Consider the following 16,969-nt stretch of genomic DNA (forward strand, 5'->3'; position numbering starts at 1 on the left):
TATGACTGTACAAAATATAGAAGCCGCTGTTACAGCTTTGAAGCAAGGACGATTGATTATTGTTGCTGATGACGAGAACCGGGAGGCAGAAGGTGATTTAGTCGGTCTTTCCAGTAAAGCTGCGGCAGAAACAATAAATTTTATGACAAAACATGCCCGGGGTTTGATTTGCGCTCCTGTCTCCGAACAGATTGCTAAAAATCTAAACTTGTGGGAAATGACCAAAGAAAACACAGACGAATATCAAACAGCTTTCACCATCAGTGTCGACCATAAAGAGACAACCACAGGGATTTCCGCATTTGAACGGGCAAAGACAATTCAAGAGCTGGCAAATATTCATAGTCAAGCAGCTGATTTCAATAGGCCGGGGCATATTTTCCCGTTAATAGCGAAGAACGGAGGGGTGTTGGAGAGAAGAGGTCATACAGAGGCAGCAGTAGATTTAGCAAAGCTGGCAGGAGATACTGAAACAGCCTATATTTGCGAAATTTTAAAGGAAGATGGAACGATGGCCCGGTTCCAGGATTTAAAACAGATTGCGGCAGAATGGAATATGCCTTTGGTTACTATAGAAGAGCTTGCTGATTATTTGGTTTATTCCAGTATCAAGGTAAATGCAAAAGTGAAGCTGCCCACGAAGTACGGAGACTTCGATTTGTCCCTTTATAAGGATAAAGAAGGAAAAGACCAACTTGTATTATCCATGGGGCAAATGAAAGATACTGAAGAGCCTGTCTTAGTTCGAGTACATTCGGAATGCCTGACTGGAGATATTTTTGGTTCCCATCGCTGTGATTGCGGTGAGCAGCTGGAGAAAGCAATGCAAATGATTGCAGCTGAAGGTCGAGGCGCCATTCTGTATTTGAGACAGGAAGGAAGAGGGATAGGACTGCTCAATAAATTAAAAACGTATGAACTGCAGGAACAAGGTGCAGACACCTATGAAGCTAATGTTTCTCTTGGTTTTTTACCTGATGAACGCCGCTATGATATCGCTGCATGGTTGCTGAAAAAGGAAGGAATATCGAAAGTCCGATTACTGACGAATAATCCAGATAAAGTAAAGGATTTACAGCAATATGGTATTGAGGTAGCTGAACGAATTTCGATAGAAACAACCATTTATCATGAAAATAAACATTATTTAAAAGTAAAGAAAGATAAGTTTCATCATTTATTATCTATAGAAGGAGAATGATTATGACTGTATATGAAGGAATGTTTCAAGGAGAACAGTTAAAAGTAGCAATAACCGTTTCACGATTTAATGAGCTGATCACTTCTAAATTACTGGAAGGAGCCAAGGATATTTTAAAAAGACATGGAGTAAAAGAAGAGGATATTGATGTTTATTGGGTCCCGGGCGCTTTTGAGCTTCCATATATCACAAAGCAGGTAGAAAAAACAAAAAAGTATGATGGTATTATTACACTTGGAGCGGTTATTCGCGGGGCAACCACACATTATGAGCTGGTCAGTAATGAAGCAGCTAAGGGTATTGCGCAAATTGGTCTGAATGCAGAAATTCCAATTATTTTTGGTGTGCTGACAACAGAAACAATTGAACAGGCATTGGAGAGAGCAGGTACAAAAGCAGGTAATAAAGGTGGAGAGGCAGCTCTTGGGTTATTAGAAATGATGTCTTTAAATAAATTGATTTATTCTTAAATGTAGACGAATAAATATCATGGAAAGAAGGTTATCTGTAAAAAGACAGCCTTCTTTTTTATAGATATGAAATTAATAAATATGTACTCCGGGAAAAAAATATATTTAATTAAAGATAAAAAGGGTTGCATTTTTATCACTTGAGATGTAAAATGATATTGATAAAGGGAGATGAGACAGATGAAAAAAAATACACTTGGTTCATTAATTTGGCTTCGTATTGCCCGTTTTATGCATCAAAGCAATCTGCTGTCCAATGATTTTCTAAAGCAATTTGATATTACAGTTGCCCAATTTGATGTATTAAACCAGATCTGGTCTTATCAGCCTCTCACACAAAGTGAGCTTGCTGCCCGGGTAACAGTGTCAGAGGGCGGCATTTCACGTATGCTTAGCAGACTGGAACAGGAAGGATATATCCAGCGTAAGCAGGATTGGAAAACAAAATGGATCAGCCTGACGTCAAAAGGAGAAGCTAAGATAGAGGAAGTTTTTGAACATCAGCTGGCTTTTCAAACTTCTGTTGTCGATGATTGTTTAACTGAAGAAGAACAAAGAACATTATATATGCTTATGTCGAAGCTGCAGAAGAATACAGAAAGCAAATTAAAAAAATAATAGCTCTATTATTTTTTTAATCATAACTTGACTAGTAAACTGATAAAGGAGGAATGGTTTATGTATACTATTCCAGGACATCATCATATTTCGATGGTTACAAAAAATGCAAATGAAAATAATAGATTTTATCGTGAGGTACTTGGTTTACGTCGTGTGAAAATGACGGTGAATCAGGACGATCCTTCCATGTACCATCTATTTTACGGTGATAAAACAGGAAGTCCCGGTACAGAGTTAACCTTTTTCGAGATTCCGATGGTTGGCCATACGCATAGAGGCACAAATGCAATTACCCGAATTGGATTATTGGTTCCATCAGAAGAGAGTCTGCATTATTGGGAAGAGCGATTTGATAAGAACAATGTGCTGCATAGCGGAATAACAACCTATGCCAATCGCACTGCGATGAAATTTGAAGATCCAGAAGGACTGCAAATGGTATTGCTCGTGGCTGATGGAGAAAAAATAGATCACTGGGAAACATGGGAAAAGTCAGATGTTCCAGCTAAACACCAGGTTCAAGGGATGGGTTCAGTGGAAATAACAGTAAGGAGACTGGATAAGCTGGCGTCTACATTAACAGATATGCTTGACTATACAGAAGTGAGTCGGAACGAGCGGGAAGCGATTTTCCAATCAGTCCCGGGGCAGGTTTTTGGAGAAATCGTTGTGAAGTATTTAGAAGGTCCATCCGAAAGACCGGGGCGTGGCAGTATCCATCACTTAGCTATTCGTGTGAAAAATGAGGAAGAGCTAAGATTTTGGGACGAACAAGTAAAAGAACGTGGTTTCCATTCGTCTGGTATCGTCGACCGCTTCTATTTTAAAAGTTTATATTTCCGTGAATCCAATGGTATTTTATTCGAAATTGCAACAGACGGACCAGGATTTACCGTTGATGGGGATGTGGAGCATTTAGGAGAAAAACTAGATTTACCGCCATTTTTAGAAGAGCGCCGGACAGAAATTAAAGCAAAATTAACTCCAATAGAATAAAGAAAATATAAAAACGATTTCCAGGAGGCAAAATAATATGAATCATTTAAAAGGAATCCACCACGTAACAGCAATTACAAGCAGTGCAGAAAAGAACTATGAATTTTTCACTTATGTTTTAGGCATGCGTTTAGTGAAAAAAACAGTAAATCAAGACGATATTCAAACGTACCATCTATTCTTTGCAGATGATAAAGGCAGCGCCGGTACAGATATGACTTTCTTTGATTTTCCGGGTATCCCAAAAGGAGTACATGGTACAAATGAAATTTCTAAAACTTCCTTCCGCGTACCAAGTGATGCCGCATTAGATTATTGGGTGAAACGCTTTGACCGTTTGGAAGTTAAGCATAAAGGAATCCAAGAGCAATTTGGCAAGAAAACACTTTCCTTTGTTGATTTTGATGATCAGCAATATCAATTGATTTCAGATGAATTAGATGAAGGTGTAGAAGCAGGAACACCTTGGCAAAAAGGCCCGGTTCCATTGGAATATGCAATTACCGGGCTGGGTCCTGTCTTCGTTCGAATTGCAAATTTTGATTACTTTAAAGAAATGATGGAAAAAGTATTAATGTTTAAAGAAAAGGCGAAAGAAGGTTCCTTCCATCTGTTTGAAGTTGGAGAAGGAGGAAACGGGGCCTCTGTGATTACAGAGTATAATAATATCCTTCCTCAAGCCCGCCAAGGGTATGGAACAGTGCATCACACTGCTTTTCGTGTAGAAGATCGTTCTGTATTGGATGAGTGGATTAACCGGATGAATGATTTTGGGTTCAATACATCCGGCTATGTGAATCGTCATTTCTTCGAGTCTTTATACGCAAGAGTAGCTCCACAAATTTTATTTGAATTTGCAACAGACGGTCCCGGATTTATGGGAGACGAACCTTATGAAACACTTGGAGAAAAGTTGTCTCTTCCTCCATTTCTGGAAGCCAAACGTGAACAAATTGAAAAAGCAGTACGGCCAATTGATACCGTGAGAAGTACAAAAGAATTTGTTAAAGAATAAAGCAGCTTACTAAATAGTATTGAAAATTACTTTATTCAATGAAGAAGCAAGGATAAAAAAATCTATCCCTGCTTCTTTTTTATTTTGCAATTGTAATAAGCTCCGTTAAATGATTAATTTCGTACGTTGGCTGGATACCAATCACGTTTTCTTTATGTTCAGGGTTAAACCAGCATGTATCCATTCCGAAATTTATTCCGCCCTGTATATCGGACGTCAAAGAATCACCAACCATTAATGCATTAGCATCTTCTGTAAGTCCGAGCTTGGAAAAAGCATAATCAAAAATTCGGCTGTCAGGCTTCTGAAAACCCGTTTCCTCTGAAATAATGATTGCTTCAAAAACATTCTGAAGTGGAGAATTTTCCAGCTTAGATAATTGTACATGCTTAAACCCGTTTGTGATAATTGCTGAACGCTGTTCGGAAAGAGAATCAAATAATGTCACAGCACCGTCTACTAAATAGATTTCTTTTCCTAAATTTTCAAGATATGCATGATTAAAATCTGCTCCATCCATTTGTAGATCATATGCTGCAAATAACCTTCTAAAACGCTCTACCCCCAATTTCGTTATTGGCAGTTTTCCCTGCTCTAATTCTCTCCATAGCACATTACTGATTTCGCGGTAGCTTGCCTGGTAATCTGCAAGCCCATCAGGTAATCCAAATGCTTCAAATGTTTTATGTAAAGCAGCTTTTTCTGATTTACCAAAGTCAAATAACGTATCATCTATATCAAAAAAGATCACATCATATTTCATTTTTATATACTTCCTTTCATCTCATCGTTGAAAACGTTGCTTATCCATTATAGCAATAATGAGAAAAAGTTACGATTGTAGGAGATGGATAATGATGATGATTAGTTTCAAATAATTTAAATGGGAACTTTATCTTAATTAAAACCGTATATAAGATAATTCAAATGGTACTATACTAAAATGGAGAGGAGCTTGAACATGGGGAAATCAAGGTTTCGCACCTTAGGAATTGTTCTGGGGATTGCAATTGGTGCGAGTATAGGAACTGCTGTTGAACAGATTGCAATCGGCGTTGCTGTTGGCGTTGTCTGTGGTTTTATTCTTGGTTTCATTGTGGATAATAGACGGTCATAATAAGGTTAAAGTGAATGAGAAAGGAGTATATATGGAGCAGATGAATGAATTGACAACATTGGAGCAGTGGAATAAGATCTGGGAGCGTTCAATGAACATGCCAATATTTGTCTTTAAGCATAGTACTTCTTGTCTGATCAGTGCAAGAGCATTTAAGCAAGTCAAAGCTTTACCAGAGCGTGGTAAAGTAGATTGTTATCTGGTGAAAGTCATTGAAAGCAGAGAGGTGTCTAATCAGATAGCTGAAGATACAAGTATTACGCATAAATCTCCGCAAATTTTTCTTATCTACAAAAAGAAAGTGCTATGGAATACATCCCATTGGAAAATAACGAAGTCTAATATGGAGAAAGAAGTCAGCAGGGTATTCGAATAGAGCATACAGCCAAAAATTATCAAATGTTCGATAAATATTTATAATCGTAAAATAAAAAAGCTATATAAAAATAACTCCTGTAGAAGTATACAACTTCCTGCAGGAGTTATTTTAACAGTCTATATTTTAGTTTCGTTACTGATTTTATTTAAAACGACAGCTTTCAATTTATCTGGATCATCCGATTTAATGGCTACCTTAGAGTATTCCTTTTGGATGCCCATAAATATAGTTGCTTGTACAGGCTTTTTCATTTTTAAAATCATATCCGGATAAACCTGCTCAAAGTCCTTTGCAATAAAATCAATTGTGTCCTTTGAAATTTTACTTTTCAAAGCAGTGTCATCCTCTATCATCCTCTCAATATCCTGGAAATCTATTTTTACCCGCTTTAGTATTCCAAATGAAACATATATAGCTTCCTCATCCGTATATATTGGATTTAAGCGGATGGATTGAATACAGGCTATCAAGAAAATCACCGAGTAAATATTAAGTATCAATAGAACAATGGAAATAACAATCGATTTGCTATGGAGCCACCAGTGAATAGCAAATGTTTCAATGATAATTGCATGAATCATCATTATTTGAAAGGCGATAAAGTTTGATTTTTTATGCAGAGTTATTCCATCGGGAGGTGTTTTCTTCCAGCTGCAAAGTGCATAATAAAGCGCTAAAGACTCCGAACAAATCACATGAATAATCGGGTTGTTCTTTACATATTTGTCCACTGCGCTTGGAAAAGAAAAAATAACAGGCAATGTGCTTGCTTTCACTTTTTGTATAATCCTGGGCAGATACCGGAAAAAAGCAATAACAAATAAAAGCTCAAAGATAATCAAGACAGCTTCTGCGGCTATTCCGGCCCAAGTGATGGTGGCAAAATGTCCTAACAAATGAGTGGGGATAAAAAACCTTGCTAATATACATCCAGCTGCAGCTAGCAGAATAGCGGTTTTAATGGAGAATTTCTTTCTGTACAGCATAAAAAATACTGGCCCCATAATAACCAAATCAATTAGCGAGCCTAATACGACAAGGTTTGCCTCAGGCGGCAGAATAGTTGCACCTATTGATGGCTGATACAGCATATAATTACTGCTTAAAATAAGAACGATCATCAGCAGCCAAAAGTACTTTCCTTTCTGAATTATGTACATTTGACGAACCTCCTTTATTAAAATAAATTCTTAATATTTGGATATTTCAATTATAAAATGAATTTTAATAGAAGTATATTAGGAATAGGTTGTTTTACTTTATTTCTTATTAGATGTTACAAATTTCTGAATTTACGGCTGTTTTTGATTAGAAAGTTGATTTATTTCTACGGTTCTTTACCATATCAATATCCTTATTGTGAGTTCTCTCTTTATCCTTTAGATTGCTTATGGCAGTTATCTGCTTTTCTCGAAAGATAAAGAAATCTGAAAGGATAAGGAATGGATTTAGTAGGGGAGAAATAATTTTGCAGGTGTGGGTAAAGCAGGTTATATCTAAAAAAATAGAAAAACCCAATTCATCCTGCAGAAAGATGAATTGGGTTTTAAATTGACTGTTCCCAACAATTAATTCTATTTTCCTTTCTTCTATCTGAAAAGAAAAAATAATTAGAAACTGACTAAAATAATTGGTATAATAATTAAATCGACATTTAGGCAAAAGGATATAAATAACTTTTATAAAACGTATATTGCAGGACAAGTTTAACGATTAAAATTGCATGGCTTAGGCAATTGGCAGAATAAAATCTGCCATGTAAACAGTCTTTACAAAGATATTGGAGGAATACAAATGATTTTTGGTGTATTAAAGGATAAGAAAATAGGAGAATATCGTGTGGTATTAACTCCTGTCGAGGCAGCAACTATTAAAGAAGATGGACATACTGTTTTGGTTCAAAAAGATGCAGGGTTGGCAGCTGGTTTTACCAATGAACAATATAAACAGGAAGGTGCGGAAATAGTAGAGTCCACTGAGGAAATGTACAAACGATGTGATTTTCTTGCCAAGGTGAAAGAAATTGAAGAAAGTGAATATGGATTATTAAGAGAAAACCAAATTGTATATACGTGTATCCATCCGGCAGCGCATCCAGAGCAAGTACAGGCTATTCTTGATAGCAAGAGTATAGCCTTCACAGCAGAGGATTCGCATCGTTTTGGCTCCGTTAACTGTGAAGCGGCAGGAAAACAGGGGGCATTAATGGGATTAAATGCCATGTTGACCATTAATGGCGGAAAAGGAAAGTTTGTGAGCGGGCTTGCTGGTGCTCCTGGTATGAAAGTATTAATTCTGGGTGGCGGATTGGTAGGACGCTCTGCATTGCAGGTGCTGCAATCCTTAGGTGCCTGGTGCACAGTAATGGACGTTAACTACGGTGTACTTAGAGATATCGGCAAGACTTATAATGAAAAAGTAAACACTCAGCTGTCTACAAAGCAAAATATAAGAAAACTGCTGCCAGAAATTGATATGGTCATTAACTGTGTGAAATGGCCAAAGGAAAATAAAGATTTCTTAATTGATCGTGATATGCTTCATTTAATGGAAAAGGGCTCTGTACTTGTCGATATCAGTAATGATGCAGATGGTGCGATCGAGTCCTTCTGTGAAACAACACATGAGGATCCGACCTATATTGAAAATGGTGTTGTTCATTATTGTGTAAGTAATATCCCGGGAGCAATTGCTAATTCTACATCTGTTGCTTATGCGGCTTCGATATTGCCTCATTTACGTTCTATTTTAAATAATGGTGTTAAAGAGGCTTGTATCCGTGATGGCTTTTTAAGAAGAAGCTTAACGGCTTATAGAGGATATCTCACACACGAGGAAACTAGTGCGATTCAAGATCGTCCTTGGGCTCGACCTGAAGATGTATTGCATATACAAGAGGAAAAACTTGACTTTGCACCGCCGGCAACTCCAACAAGATCGACAAATTTTTTAGAGCTTTAATGCAACCAGGAAAAGGGGAAACTAGATGACGATAAACACATTATTAGTAGATTTTGCCTGTGCAAGTATTCTTATTCTAATAGGAATGTTTCTCAGAGCAAAATTTAAATTTATCCAAAGAAGCTTTATTCCGGCGAGTCTGCTGGCAGGGTTTCTGGGGCTGGCCCTGGGGCCCAGCTTTTTAGATGTTTTGCCACTTTCTGAAAATATTGGTTCTTATGCGGGTGTTATTACCATATTAGTATTTGCGGCGGTAGGGATTAACGGTTTTTCCTTTTCTCCGGGCAACATGAAGAAAGATCTTAACCGGATGGGTGCATACGCGATTTATAAGATTCTCGGTATCGCACTTCAGATGTCTATTCCAATTATTTTTGCAATAATTGTTATTTCAAAATTTATCCCGGAGATTAATTATGGGTTTGGATTACTGCTGGCTGCCGGGTTCTATGGAGGGCATGGAACGGCAGCAGCAATAGGGACAACATTTGAAAACTTAGGCTGGGAAAATGCAACTGATTTAGGTATGACAGCAGCAACCGGTGGTATGCTTATTGGTATTTTTGGAGGGCTTATTTTTATTAAATGGGCGACAAGGAAAGGCTATACGCAGTATGTAAAGGATTTCTCAGAGATATCAGAGGATTTGAAAACCGGCTTAGTAAAGCCTGAAAATCGAACATCTATGGGGGATGATACAGTATCGCCTATTGCACTTGATCCGCTGGCTTTTCATGTAGCATTATTAGTGGTTCCTGCCGGCTTAGGTTATTTATTAAATAATTACATTGCAGAGACCTGGAATTTAGAATTTCCGACATTCACAATTGCATTTATTATTGCATTGCTGATGTATGTTGTCCTAGGAAGAGGGAAAAAAGGTATCTATAAATATGTGGACAGTAAAATAGTAGATCGGATCGGCAGCTCTGCAACTGACTATCTTGTATTCTTCGGGGTGGCGTCAATTCAACTTCCAGTTGTTAGAGAATACTGGCTTCCATTAACGTTATTAATGATTTCAGGTCTTGTTGTCGTTGTGCTGACACTTGTGTTTATTGGACCTGGTATGAATTATGAAAGCTGGTTTGAACGTTCTATCTTTGTATATGGCTACTCCACAGGTGTTTTTGCAATTGGACTTACATTATTAAGAGTTATTGACCCGAATAATAAATCAAAAACACTGACAGATACAGCGATTGTTGGTCCGTTAAACACTCCCTTGGAGCTATTTGCGTGGTCAGCAGGGCCAATTATGCTGATGACAGGTCAGCATTGGGCATTTGTTGGAATCTATTTAGCAATTTCGATTGCCTGTATTATCATAGCAAGAATATTTAAATGGTGGTATTGGAAGATACCGCTGGGAGATCGGCCGCCGGTTCCTTTGGATAAGGATGAGTAATATATTTGAAAATAGAATAGTAGAAAAGAAAAGGCCGGGGTGACACTTTCTAAGGAGATCCCCAGCTTTTTTGTAAATTATCAATAGAAGTTTAAGAAGTGCTTATAAGGATTTTTAGAATCTAAAGGAGAATGTTCGACAAATTGAATGAGAGGATATAACCGGTTATTCTACTTATAATTTAATAGATATAAAAAAACTAGCATATCACCATTTGGTTGCGTGCTAGTTTTTCATATCTGCTATTTCTTCTTCCGCAAATTTCTTTTCTCCTGTCGGCTAAGTCCGGCAGTCAACTGTTCAAATAAGCTATCCCATTGGTTCTGATAAGATTTATAAATGAACGGATATTTTTTCTTTAATTGCAGGATACCTGCAGCATAGCTCTCTTTGTCACTCTCAAGCTGTTGTCTGACATAGGCAGGTAATTCATTCATAACTGCAATTACTTTTGCTGCCGCCATTTTCCCAGTATAAAACCATTCATATGCTCTATAGTAAAGCAGCTGATAGGCATTTTCATCATGGGACAGCTTGCTGATTTCTTTTTGTAGACGAGCTTGTTTTTTTGTTTCGTTATGAGCTTTTCTTATGTCATTATTATTCTTCTGTGTGATAACGTCAGCTAAGCTGATGTAAATCTCTGCTTCCTGAAATAATGCTCCTTTATGGAAATACATATATTGTTCCATTAGCTCATCCTGCAATCTTTTAAAATCTTGTTCATCCGAGATAGTTTTTATATGCTTTTTAAATTTTGATAGTACCTTGGATAATACAGACCATTTTTCTGTAGTAATGATAATATTAATCCAGGATAGATAGAATGCTGTAGCAGTTTTTGCATCGTCCGCTTCTGTCGGCTGGGATTGCTCCATTAAATTGGTAACTTTATCTGAATATGCTGTATTTATATAAAGATGTGCTAAACCAGGGGCGAACATTGCTTTTTGTTCAGGAAATTTCTCCAATAAATCTTCATATGTTTCGATAGCTTTGTCGGGATAGCCGTTATTCTGATAAATATCAGCTTTTAAAGTATAAATAATTTGCAGCTCTTCATCACTTGCAGTAAGAGGGATGATTTCTGAAAAAATCTTTTCCATCTCATCAACATCGCCATTCAGACTCGCCAGCTTTAATAGCTTGAACTTAATTTCGCCGCTGTCGGGTACGAGTTGGTTTAATTTTTTATAGACTTCAAAGGCTTTTTGATTATCTCCACGATCTATTAATTTCTTCGCATCAATGATTAATTGTTCCGCCTCATCAAATTGTTTAACTTCATTTGCTATTGAGTCTGCTTCAGATGTATTATTTTGCTCAGCTTTTACAGACATTGCTTTATCGGCTTTTTTTTGTTGCTTGTCTGCCTTCTTGCCATGTTTACGGGCATCGTCATAAGCAGCTCTTTTCTCTGGATCATTCAAAACTTCATAAGCTTCCTGTACTTTGGCATAACCTTCTGGATCTGTTTCCTGCGGATGCTTCTCTAGAGCCTCCAGATATTTTTCCTCGATTCTTGCCTGGCCAATATTTGCTGTTGTACCAAGAATCTTATAATAGCTTTCATTCTTTACTTTACTCATATTGATAACTCCTCATTATTTACGGTCAAAAAAGGATAAAGTTAGTACTGTATCCTTGTCGGTATTTGAACATATAAGTTCAACTTATATAGATTATTAAAAAAAGCAGCTTTACTTGTAAAATGATAACTTCACTAACCAGAACCTTGCATAACTCCGCTTCTCATTGTAGCTTTTCTTTTCGAATCTCGCAAGAACATGATTGAAATAAGCAGAAGGAATAAATAGGTATATTGGCTAATAAAAGTTAACTTGTATAGAATGAGATCCGATAAAAATGATTTAATTAAATGGGAGTATCAATAGGATTTTAAACTGGTAGAATGGAGATACATTATAGAACACACACTCCGCATTATTAGAAATTTAATCTTATAAAAGCTGCAAGCACAATAACGGTTAAAATAATATTTAATATTGTAAGCAGCCTGCACTGGACTGCTCCGTTTTGAGAACTTTGATCCGATTGAAGTGCTTTTGTTTTGAATCTGGTAATAACTGTAAAGATTACTCCAACAATATTTCCGATAAATAATTGTGAAATTGCCATATATGTTAGATAAGAGGGGAGAGTATGAAACTGATTTAATTCTTTTAGCTTCCAAAGTATATAAGCCCAAATTAAACATATCATGGAAGACAATAATAAGACGGAATTGATTGAATCACTGTTAAAAAAAGCATAGTAGCTGCTATTGGTCTGACTCATTGAAAACGTAACATACCCGAGATAAGCGAAAGGGACAAGAAGATAGAAAATGATTAACGTGTTTATATATTTTCGTGGATGCCGGTAAGTGCTTTTTTGTCTTAACATGCTGATGCCTCCTGTTATTTTAAAGTAAAGGGAAGAAGGAACAGACGAATCCTTCTTCCTTTATATTGTGAAACTCATACAATTAAGTTGATTGTTCTTCATCAATCAATTGTTCAAATTCTTCTCTGACGTTGGGAACAGAGAGACCGACAATGACTTGGATAGCATTCTTGTTTTTCACCAGACCCATGCCTCCAGCCTCTTTAAAGAAAGTATCTTCTGCTACAAGTGAGCCATCCTTTACATGCACTCTTAATCGGGTGGCACAATTGGTAACTGATTCAATATTTGCAGCACCGCCCAGCCCTTGCAGGAATAAGGCTGCCTTATCTTTATTCTCATTTCCTGAAGAGGCGGGCTGAGGATCTGTCTCTTCTCCTTTTTTCTTTTTATAGTCTTGTTTCGTGTATAATTTAATATTTCCAGTGTCTTCGCGTCCGGGAGTCTTCAAGTTCATCTTTAAGATAAGTATTTTAAAGACGTAGTAATAGATAAAGACAAAAGCAATTCCAATTATAATTTGGATAGCATAAGTTCCCCAGTGGTTACTAAATAGCGGAATCCAGTTCCTTGCTGCGCTGTTGATGAGCCCGCTGCTAAAGTCTCCGTTGACACCAAATTGGTACATGACTACAGCCATAACTGCCCCCAAGAAGGAATAAACAACAAAGAGAATTGGAGCTATGAAAAGAAAAGTAAATTCTATTGGTTCTGTTATACCGGCGACAACAGCTGTTATTGCTGCTGGAATTACTAAGGCTAATACTTTTTTTCTGTTTTCCGGCTTGGCTGTTTTATAAAATGCAGCGGCAATTCCGGGAGGAGCGAATATTTTTACACATCCATATAGGGAAAAACCGCCGGCAGGGAACAACGCTTTTAATGATTCTTTTGACTGGGCAAATTCAGAAAGATGATTTAACCAATTGACCTGAATACCTTCTTTTACAATTGCCGGTCCTAACATAAAAGGCGCATAAACAAAATGATGCAGTCCTGTCGGGATTAGTATTCTGACAAGGAAGCTGTACACAAAAATACCAACTGAGCCAGAACTGATGAAAAATGCCTGTAAAGAAGTTATTCCATCCTGGACCAGCGGCCATATCCAGCATGTCAGAAAAGCCAAAGGCAAAGTACAAATAAATCCAAGGATTACTACATAAGCTGAGCCTTGGAAAATCCCCAGCCACTCCGGAAGCTTTTTATCAAAATATTTATTATGAAGCCATACCACCAAAGCGGCTATAGCTATAGATCCAATGATATTCGTATCTAATGTTTTAATTCCTGCTATTAATTTGAGACCTGTTGTTTTACTTGTCTCTAGGTCTGCAAAGAAATCAACCCCGAATGAACCTCCAAAGTATTTTAAAATAGAAGATATAAAGTAATTAAAGGTTAAGTAGATTACCAGAGATTCCATGACCGCTCTGGCATGTGCTTTCTTTGCTAAACCAATGGGAAGACCAATGACAAATAATAGCTCCATTTGTCTGAAGACTGTCCAGGCGCCTGATGCGACAATGTCCCATAATTTAAACCATAATGTATCTTCATTGGCCAATGAACCCATAATCAGTGGATTCTGAAAGACGGAAGCTAATGCAACCATGATACCGGCAAATGCAAATAACAGAACAGGAGTAAACATGGCACCTCCGAACCGTTGTATTTTTTGTAACATTTATAACTCCTCCTTATTATGTTTTAAGCGTTTTCAAAGCTGTTAAAGGAAAGGTGATTAATCCGATTCGTTTTTTTATTAGTCTTTCCTTTGACGGGAATATAAACAACGATTCTGTATGATAAATCAAAGGAGGCTCCAAACCTTGGTTATTCAAAGTAATGTTTGGAGCCTGCTGATTAATAAAGAGTGAACTCCGATAATTTTTAATGCAATGTCGGCCAATAATCTTTATTTGCTTCAATCAGTTCATCTAATAGTTTTTTGGCAATGTCTGCTCCCGGGATGGTCTTACTTAAAGCAAATGCCTGATACAGTTTTTGCTTAGAACCTTCCGTATAGGCTTCCACTGCTAATTTTTCAACAGCTACCTGCTGCTCCATTAACCCTTTTTGGAATGTCGGTATTGGTCCAATTGATAACGGCTCTGCTCCTTTTGAACCTACCAGACAAGGGATTTCAACCATAGCAGTAGCATCAAAGTTGCTGATCGCTCCATTATTTTCGACCATAATAAGCATTCTTTCATGCGTATTGTAGCTTAAAGCACAAGCCAGGTCGACGATATACGTAGCGTGGGCTCCAATTTCTAATGTTGTTCCTTTAGATGTACCTTTTTCAATAATATTACGGCATTCTCCAAATACACGTTTTTCTCTGCCATCTATTACTTCATTTGCCCGTGTATAATTTGCGTCCGCAATCTCTACTTCTTTATTTGGGAACAAATAATATTTTAAATATGTGTTCGGTATTGTGTCTGGATCAAGCTCATAAACAAATTTTGCCATATCATACGTATGAATCCAGCTGGGATCTGAATTTCTTGATTCTTTTCCAATTGCATTAAGATTAAACCCGTTTTCCCCAATATATGATTTTATTTGTGGCATCAGGTCGTTTCCATTTTTGTCCTGAACATCTGTATACCAGCCAAAGTGATTCAGGCCATAATAACGGATTGATAGATCTTTTCTGGATTCTAAACCGACTATTTTAGCCATGCGGTCCTCTAATCCGATAGGATGATCACAAATATTCAATACTTTGGAGTCCGGTCTTAATTTTCTGCAAGCTTCTGCAACGATAGAAGCTGGATTTGAATAGTTTAACATCCAGGCATTTGGTGAATACATTTCCATATAATCAATGATTTCAACAACACCTTTAATAGACCGTAACCCATATGCCATTCCGCCGGGGCCACAAGTTTCCTGACCGATGACATTATATTTTAATGGAACCTTTTCATCTTTTTCCCGCATTTCATATTTACCCACGCGAATATGTGCCATTACAAAATCCACATCTGTAAATCCTGCCTCAGGGCTATCTGTTGCGACAAACTCAATATGAGGAGCTTGTTCCTTAATAATAATTTCACAGGCTTTCGCAATTATGCTTTGTCTCTCTGGATCATTATCATACAGCTTTAACTGTCTAATTGGAAATTTATCCAGATTGTCCAAGAGCATTAATACGATTTCCGGTGTATATGTGCTTCCTCCACCAGCAATTACAATTGAATGTTGTTTACCCATTATTACCATCTCCAAGTTTTGTATTTGATGCTTGAGTAATTTATAACACAGAGATTTTGGGTAAAACAATGGAATCCAGAGGTTTAGGTTTTTGTTTAACAGCCTGATTAAAATTTCATTTCATGAAAAAAATTTACTCTGGACTAAGAAATGAAAATGGTTTCTAAGAAGTAATTCATTTTGTTATAATAAATCAATGTACAATTTTTCAGGTAAGGTTTTTTATCCGGAAAGTTCAGCATGTATAAGTTTGTTTATTATGGAGGGGATTCAGATGGCTGATAATTTGAGTAAACAAATTAATCAAAATTTTAATCAATTAAGTGAAAATGATAAATTCATTTTAAATTATATACTTCAAAATAAAGAAATTTGCCAATATATGAATGTCTCTGAGTTAGCGCAAAGAAGTACGTCTTCGCCAGCTTCTATTGTCCGGCTGTCAAAGAAAGTAGGTTATTCCGGTTTTAGTGAACTGAAGTATCAACTAAAAAGCGAGATAGATGAGGAGAGTCAAATTAACTTTGATACATCTACTTATTTAGATGAATTACAAAATGACATCAATATAACAGTAAAATTATTTAAACAGACAGACCTGTCTGAGCAATTCGCTCTTATCCATAAATCGAATAATGTATATGCCTATGCAACAGGTACAGCACAAAAGAATATGTTAAATGAATTAAATAGATATATGCTGTCTATTAATAAGAATTTAATTATCATTCCGAGCTATAGTGAACTGGAAATGGTATCTAGTCTTTCGTCGGATGTCGATTTACTAATCATCGTATCCTTAAGCGGAGATACAAATGATTTAGAGCACCCACTTCGAATGCTTAAAATGAAAAATATACCAATTTTATCGATTACAGATATTAAAAATAATAAATTAGCTAATTATTCACCTAATAATTTGTATTATCATCCAACAGGTATAGCGAAGAAAGGGAATATCTCAAAATTATCCTTTGTCACGTTAAATGTGTTAATAGATCTCTTTTTCCAGGAGTATGTCTCCTATGTATCCAAAAAAGAATCATAGATTTTTCAATGTATGGTAAAATTTTATAAGGAGCCTGAATTTGTCAGGCTATTACGCAAGCACGTTTTAAACGTGTTTTTTTCTTTCTTGTTCATTTATTCAGTATTAGGCTGCTGTTT

General features: G+C 36.7%; 16 protein-coding genes. 10 read left to right on the forward strand and 6 right to left on the reverse strand.

Annotated elements, in window-relative coordinates; all coding sequences use genetic code 11:
- Position 1: 1 nt before the first annotated feature.
- The 5 genes from ribA (at position 2) to MHH51_RS02530 (ending at position 4,303) form a co-directional block, all read left to right on the forward strand.
- Positions 2 to 1,201: a GTP cyclohydrolase II gene (gene ribA, locus MHH51_RS02510; protein WP_339284312.1), complete on the forward strand. Its 1,200-nt coding sequence runs from the start codon at positions 2 to 4 to the stop codon at positions 1,199 to 1,201.
- A gap of 2 nt (positions 1,202 to 1,203) precedes the next feature.
- A complete protein-coding gene (gene ribE / locus MHH51_RS02515; RefSeq protein WP_339284313.1) occupies positions 1,204 to 1,671 on the forward strand; it encodes a 6,7-dimethyl-8-ribityllumazine synthase in 468 nt (155 codons plus the stop codon).
- A 180-nt stretch (positions 1,672 to 1,851) separates the two neighbouring features.
- Complete coding sequence (locus MHH51_RS02520) at positions 1,852 to 2,289, forward strand: MarR family transcriptional regulator (protein ID WP_147208991.1); 438 nt, start codon at positions 1,852 to 1,854, stop codon at positions 2,287 to 2,289.
- A 60-nt stretch (positions 2,290 to 2,349) separates the two neighbouring features.
- Positions 2,350 to 3,288, forward strand: coding sequence for a ring-cleaving dioxygenase (locus tag MHH51_RS02525; protein ID WP_339284315.1), 939 nt, complete (start codon positions 2,350 to 2,352; stop codon positions 3,286 to 3,288).
- 37 nt (positions 3,289 to 3,325) lie between these two features.
- Positions 3,326 to 4,303 (forward strand): ring-cleaving dioxygenase, encoded by a 978-nt coding sequence (locus MHH51_RS02530; protein ID WP_339284317.1) that lies wholly within the window; start codon positions 3,326 to 3,328, stop codon positions 4,301 to 4,303.
- A gap of 79 nt (positions 4,304 to 4,382) precedes the next feature.
- Here MHH51_RS02530 and MHH51_RS02535 read toward each other — a convergent pair whose 3' ends face one another.
- A complete protein-coding gene (locus tag MHH51_RS02535; RefSeq protein WP_147208996.1) occupies positions 4,383 to 5,066 on the reverse strand; it encodes a YjjG family noncanonical pyrimidine nucleotidase in 684 nt (227 codons plus the stop codon).
- Between the two features lie 198 nt (positions 5,067 to 5,264).
- Between MHH51_RS02535 and MHH51_RS02540 the strand changes: the two genes are divergently transcribed.
- Positions 5,265 to 5,420 carry a hypothetical protein gene (locus MHH51_RS02540; RefSeq protein WP_186813571.1) on the forward strand — a complete coding sequence of 52 codons (156 nt, stop codon included), beginning with the start codon at positions 5,265 to 5,267 and terminating at the stop codon, positions 5,418 to 5,420.
- A gap of 31 nt (positions 5,421 to 5,451) precedes the next feature.
- Positions 5,452 to 5,796: a bacillithiol system redox-active protein YtxJ gene (gene ytxJ, locus MHH51_RS02545; RefSeq protein WP_147208998.1), complete on the forward strand. Its 345-nt coding sequence runs from the start codon at positions 5,452 to 5,454 to the stop codon at positions 5,794 to 5,796.
- Between the two features lie 119 nt (positions 5,797 to 5,915).
- Here the strand turns inward: ytxJ and MHH51_RS02550 are convergent, their stop codons facing one another.
- Entirely contained in the window at positions 5,916 to 6,959 is a 1,044-nt protein-coding gene (locus MHH51_RS02550) for a beta-carotene 15,15'-monooxygenase (protein ID WP_339284320.1), read from the reverse strand.
- Positions 6,960 to 7,593: 634 nt separating this feature from the next.
- Here MHH51_RS02550 and MHH51_RS02555 point away from each other — a divergent pair.
- Both MHH51_RS02555 and MHH51_RS02560 read left to right on the forward strand, forming a co-directional pair.
- Positions 7,594 to 8,760 carry an NAD(P)-dependent oxidoreductase gene (locus MHH51_RS02555; RefSeq protein WP_339284322.1) on the forward strand — a complete coding sequence of 389 codons (1,167 nt, stop codon included), beginning with the start codon at positions 7,594 to 7,596 and terminating at the stop codon, positions 8,758 to 8,760.
- A 25-nt stretch (positions 8,761 to 8,785) separates the two neighbouring features.
- Complete coding sequence (locus MHH51_RS02560; protein WP_156985891.1) at positions 8,786 to 10,168, forward strand: sodium/glutamate symporter; 1,383 nt, start codon at positions 8,786 to 8,788, stop codon at positions 10,166 to 10,168.
- Positions 10,169 to 10,410: 242 nt separating this feature from the next.
- Here the strand turns inward: MHH51_RS02560 and MHH51_RS02565 are convergent, their stop codons facing one another.
- The 4 genes from MHH51_RS02565 to MHH51_RS02580 all read right to left on the reverse strand — a co-directional run bounded on the left by MHH51_RS02565 (position 10,411) and on the right by MHH51_RS02580 (position 15,802).
- Positions 10,411 to 11,757, reverse strand: coding sequence for a DnaJ domain-containing protein (locus tag MHH51_RS02565; RefSeq protein WP_339284324.1), 1,347 nt, complete (start codon positions 11,755 to 11,757; stop codon positions 10,411 to 10,413).
- 358 nt (positions 11,758 to 12,115) lie between these two features.
- A complete protein-coding gene (locus MHH51_RS02570) occupies positions 12,116 to 12,574 on the reverse strand; it encodes a hypothetical protein (protein WP_339284325.1) in 459 nt (152 codons plus the stop codon).
- A gap of 82 nt (positions 12,575 to 12,656) precedes the next feature.
- Positions 12,657 to 14,261 carry an alpha-glucoside-specific PTS transporter subunit IIBC gene (locus MHH51_RS02575; RefSeq protein WP_339284326.1) on the reverse strand — a complete coding sequence of 535 codons (1,605 nt, stop codon included), beginning with the start codon at positions 14,259 to 14,261 and terminating at the stop codon, positions 12,657 to 12,659.
- Between the two features lie 206 nt (positions 14,262 to 14,467).
- Positions 14,468 to 15,802 carry a 6-phospho-alpha-glucosidase gene (locus MHH51_RS02580; RefSeq protein ID WP_147209012.1) on the reverse strand — a complete coding sequence of 445 codons (1,335 nt, stop codon included), beginning with the start codon at positions 15,800 to 15,802 and terminating at the stop codon, positions 14,468 to 14,470.
- A 274-nt stretch (positions 15,803 to 16,076) separates the two neighbouring features.
- Between MHH51_RS02580 and MHH51_RS02585 the strand changes: the two genes are divergently transcribed.
- Positions 16,077 to 16,850: a MurR/RpiR family transcriptional regulator gene (locus MHH51_RS02585; RefSeq protein ID WP_339284329.1), complete on the forward strand. Its 774-nt coding sequence runs from the start codon at positions 16,077 to 16,079 to the stop codon at positions 16,848 to 16,850.
- Positions 16,851 to 16,969 lie beyond the last annotated feature (119 nt).

Source organism: Oceanobacillus sp. FSL K6-3682 (genome assembly GCF_037976165.1).
Taxonomy (GTDB): Bacteria; Bacillota; Bacilli; order Bacillales; family Amphibacillaceae; genus Oceanobacillus; species Oceanobacillus sojae.

Excerpts from the sequence above, each read along its gene's own strand:
- ribA (WP_339284312.1), top strand. The coding sequence starts at position 2 with ATGACTGTACAAAATATAGAAGCCGCTGTTACAGCTTTGAAGCAAGGA.
- ribE (WP_339284313.1), top strand. The coding sequence starts at position 1,204 with ATGACTGTATATGAAGGAATGTTTCAAGGAGAACAGTTAAAAGTAGCA.
- MHH51_RS02520 (WP_147208991.1), top strand. The coding sequence starts at position 1,852 with ATGAAAAAAAATACACTTGGTTCATTAATTTGGCTTCGTATTGCCCGT.
- MHH51_RS02525 (WP_339284315.1), top strand. The coding sequence starts at position 2,350 with ATGTATACTATTCCAGGACATCATCATATTTCGATGGTTACAAAAAAT.
- MHH51_RS02530 (WP_339284317.1), top strand. The coding sequence starts at position 3,326 with ATGAATCATTTAAAAGGAATCCACCACGTAACAGCAATTACAAGCAGT.
- MHH51_RS02535 (WP_147208996.1), bottom strand. The coding sequence starts at position 5,066 with ATGAAATATGATGTGATCTTTTTTGATATAGATGATACGTTATTTGAC.
- MHH51_RS02540 (WP_186813571.1), top strand. The coding sequence starts at position 5,265 with ATGGGGAAATCAAGGTTTCGCACCTTAGGAATTGTTCTGGGGATTGCA.
- ytxJ (WP_147208998.1), top strand. The coding sequence starts at position 5,452 with ATGGAGCAGATGAATGAATTGACAACATTGGAGCAGTGGAATAAGATC.
- MHH51_RS02550 (WP_339284320.1), bottom strand. The coding sequence starts at position 6,959 with ATGTACATAATTCAGAAAGGAAAGTACTTTTGGCTGCTGATGATCGTT.
- MHH51_RS02555 (WP_339284322.1), top strand. The coding sequence starts at position 7,594 with ATGATTTTTGGTGTATTAAAGGATAAGAAAATAGGAGAATATCGTGTG.
- MHH51_RS02560 (WP_156985891.1), top strand. The coding sequence starts at position 8,786 with ATGACGATAAACACATTATTAGTAGATTTTGCCTGTGCAAGTATTCTT.
- MHH51_RS02565 (WP_339284324.1), bottom strand. The coding sequence starts at position 11,757 with ATGAGTAAAGTAAAGAATGAAAGCTATTATAAGATTCTTGGTACAACA.
- MHH51_RS02570 (WP_339284325.1), bottom strand. The coding sequence starts at position 12,574 with ATGTTAAGACAAAAAAGCACTTACCGGCATCCACGAAAATATATAAAC.
- MHH51_RS02575 (WP_339284326.1), bottom strand. The coding sequence starts at position 14,261 with ATGTTACAAAAAATACAACGGTTCGGAGGTGCCATGTTTACTCCTGTT.
- MHH51_RS02580 (WP_147209012.1), bottom strand. The coding sequence starts at position 15,802 with ATGGGTAAACAACATTCAATTGTAATTGCTGGTGGAGGAAGCACATAT.
- MHH51_RS02585 (WP_339284329.1), top strand. The coding sequence starts at position 16,077 with ATGGCTGATAATTTGAGTAAACAAATTAATCAAAATTTTAATCAATTA.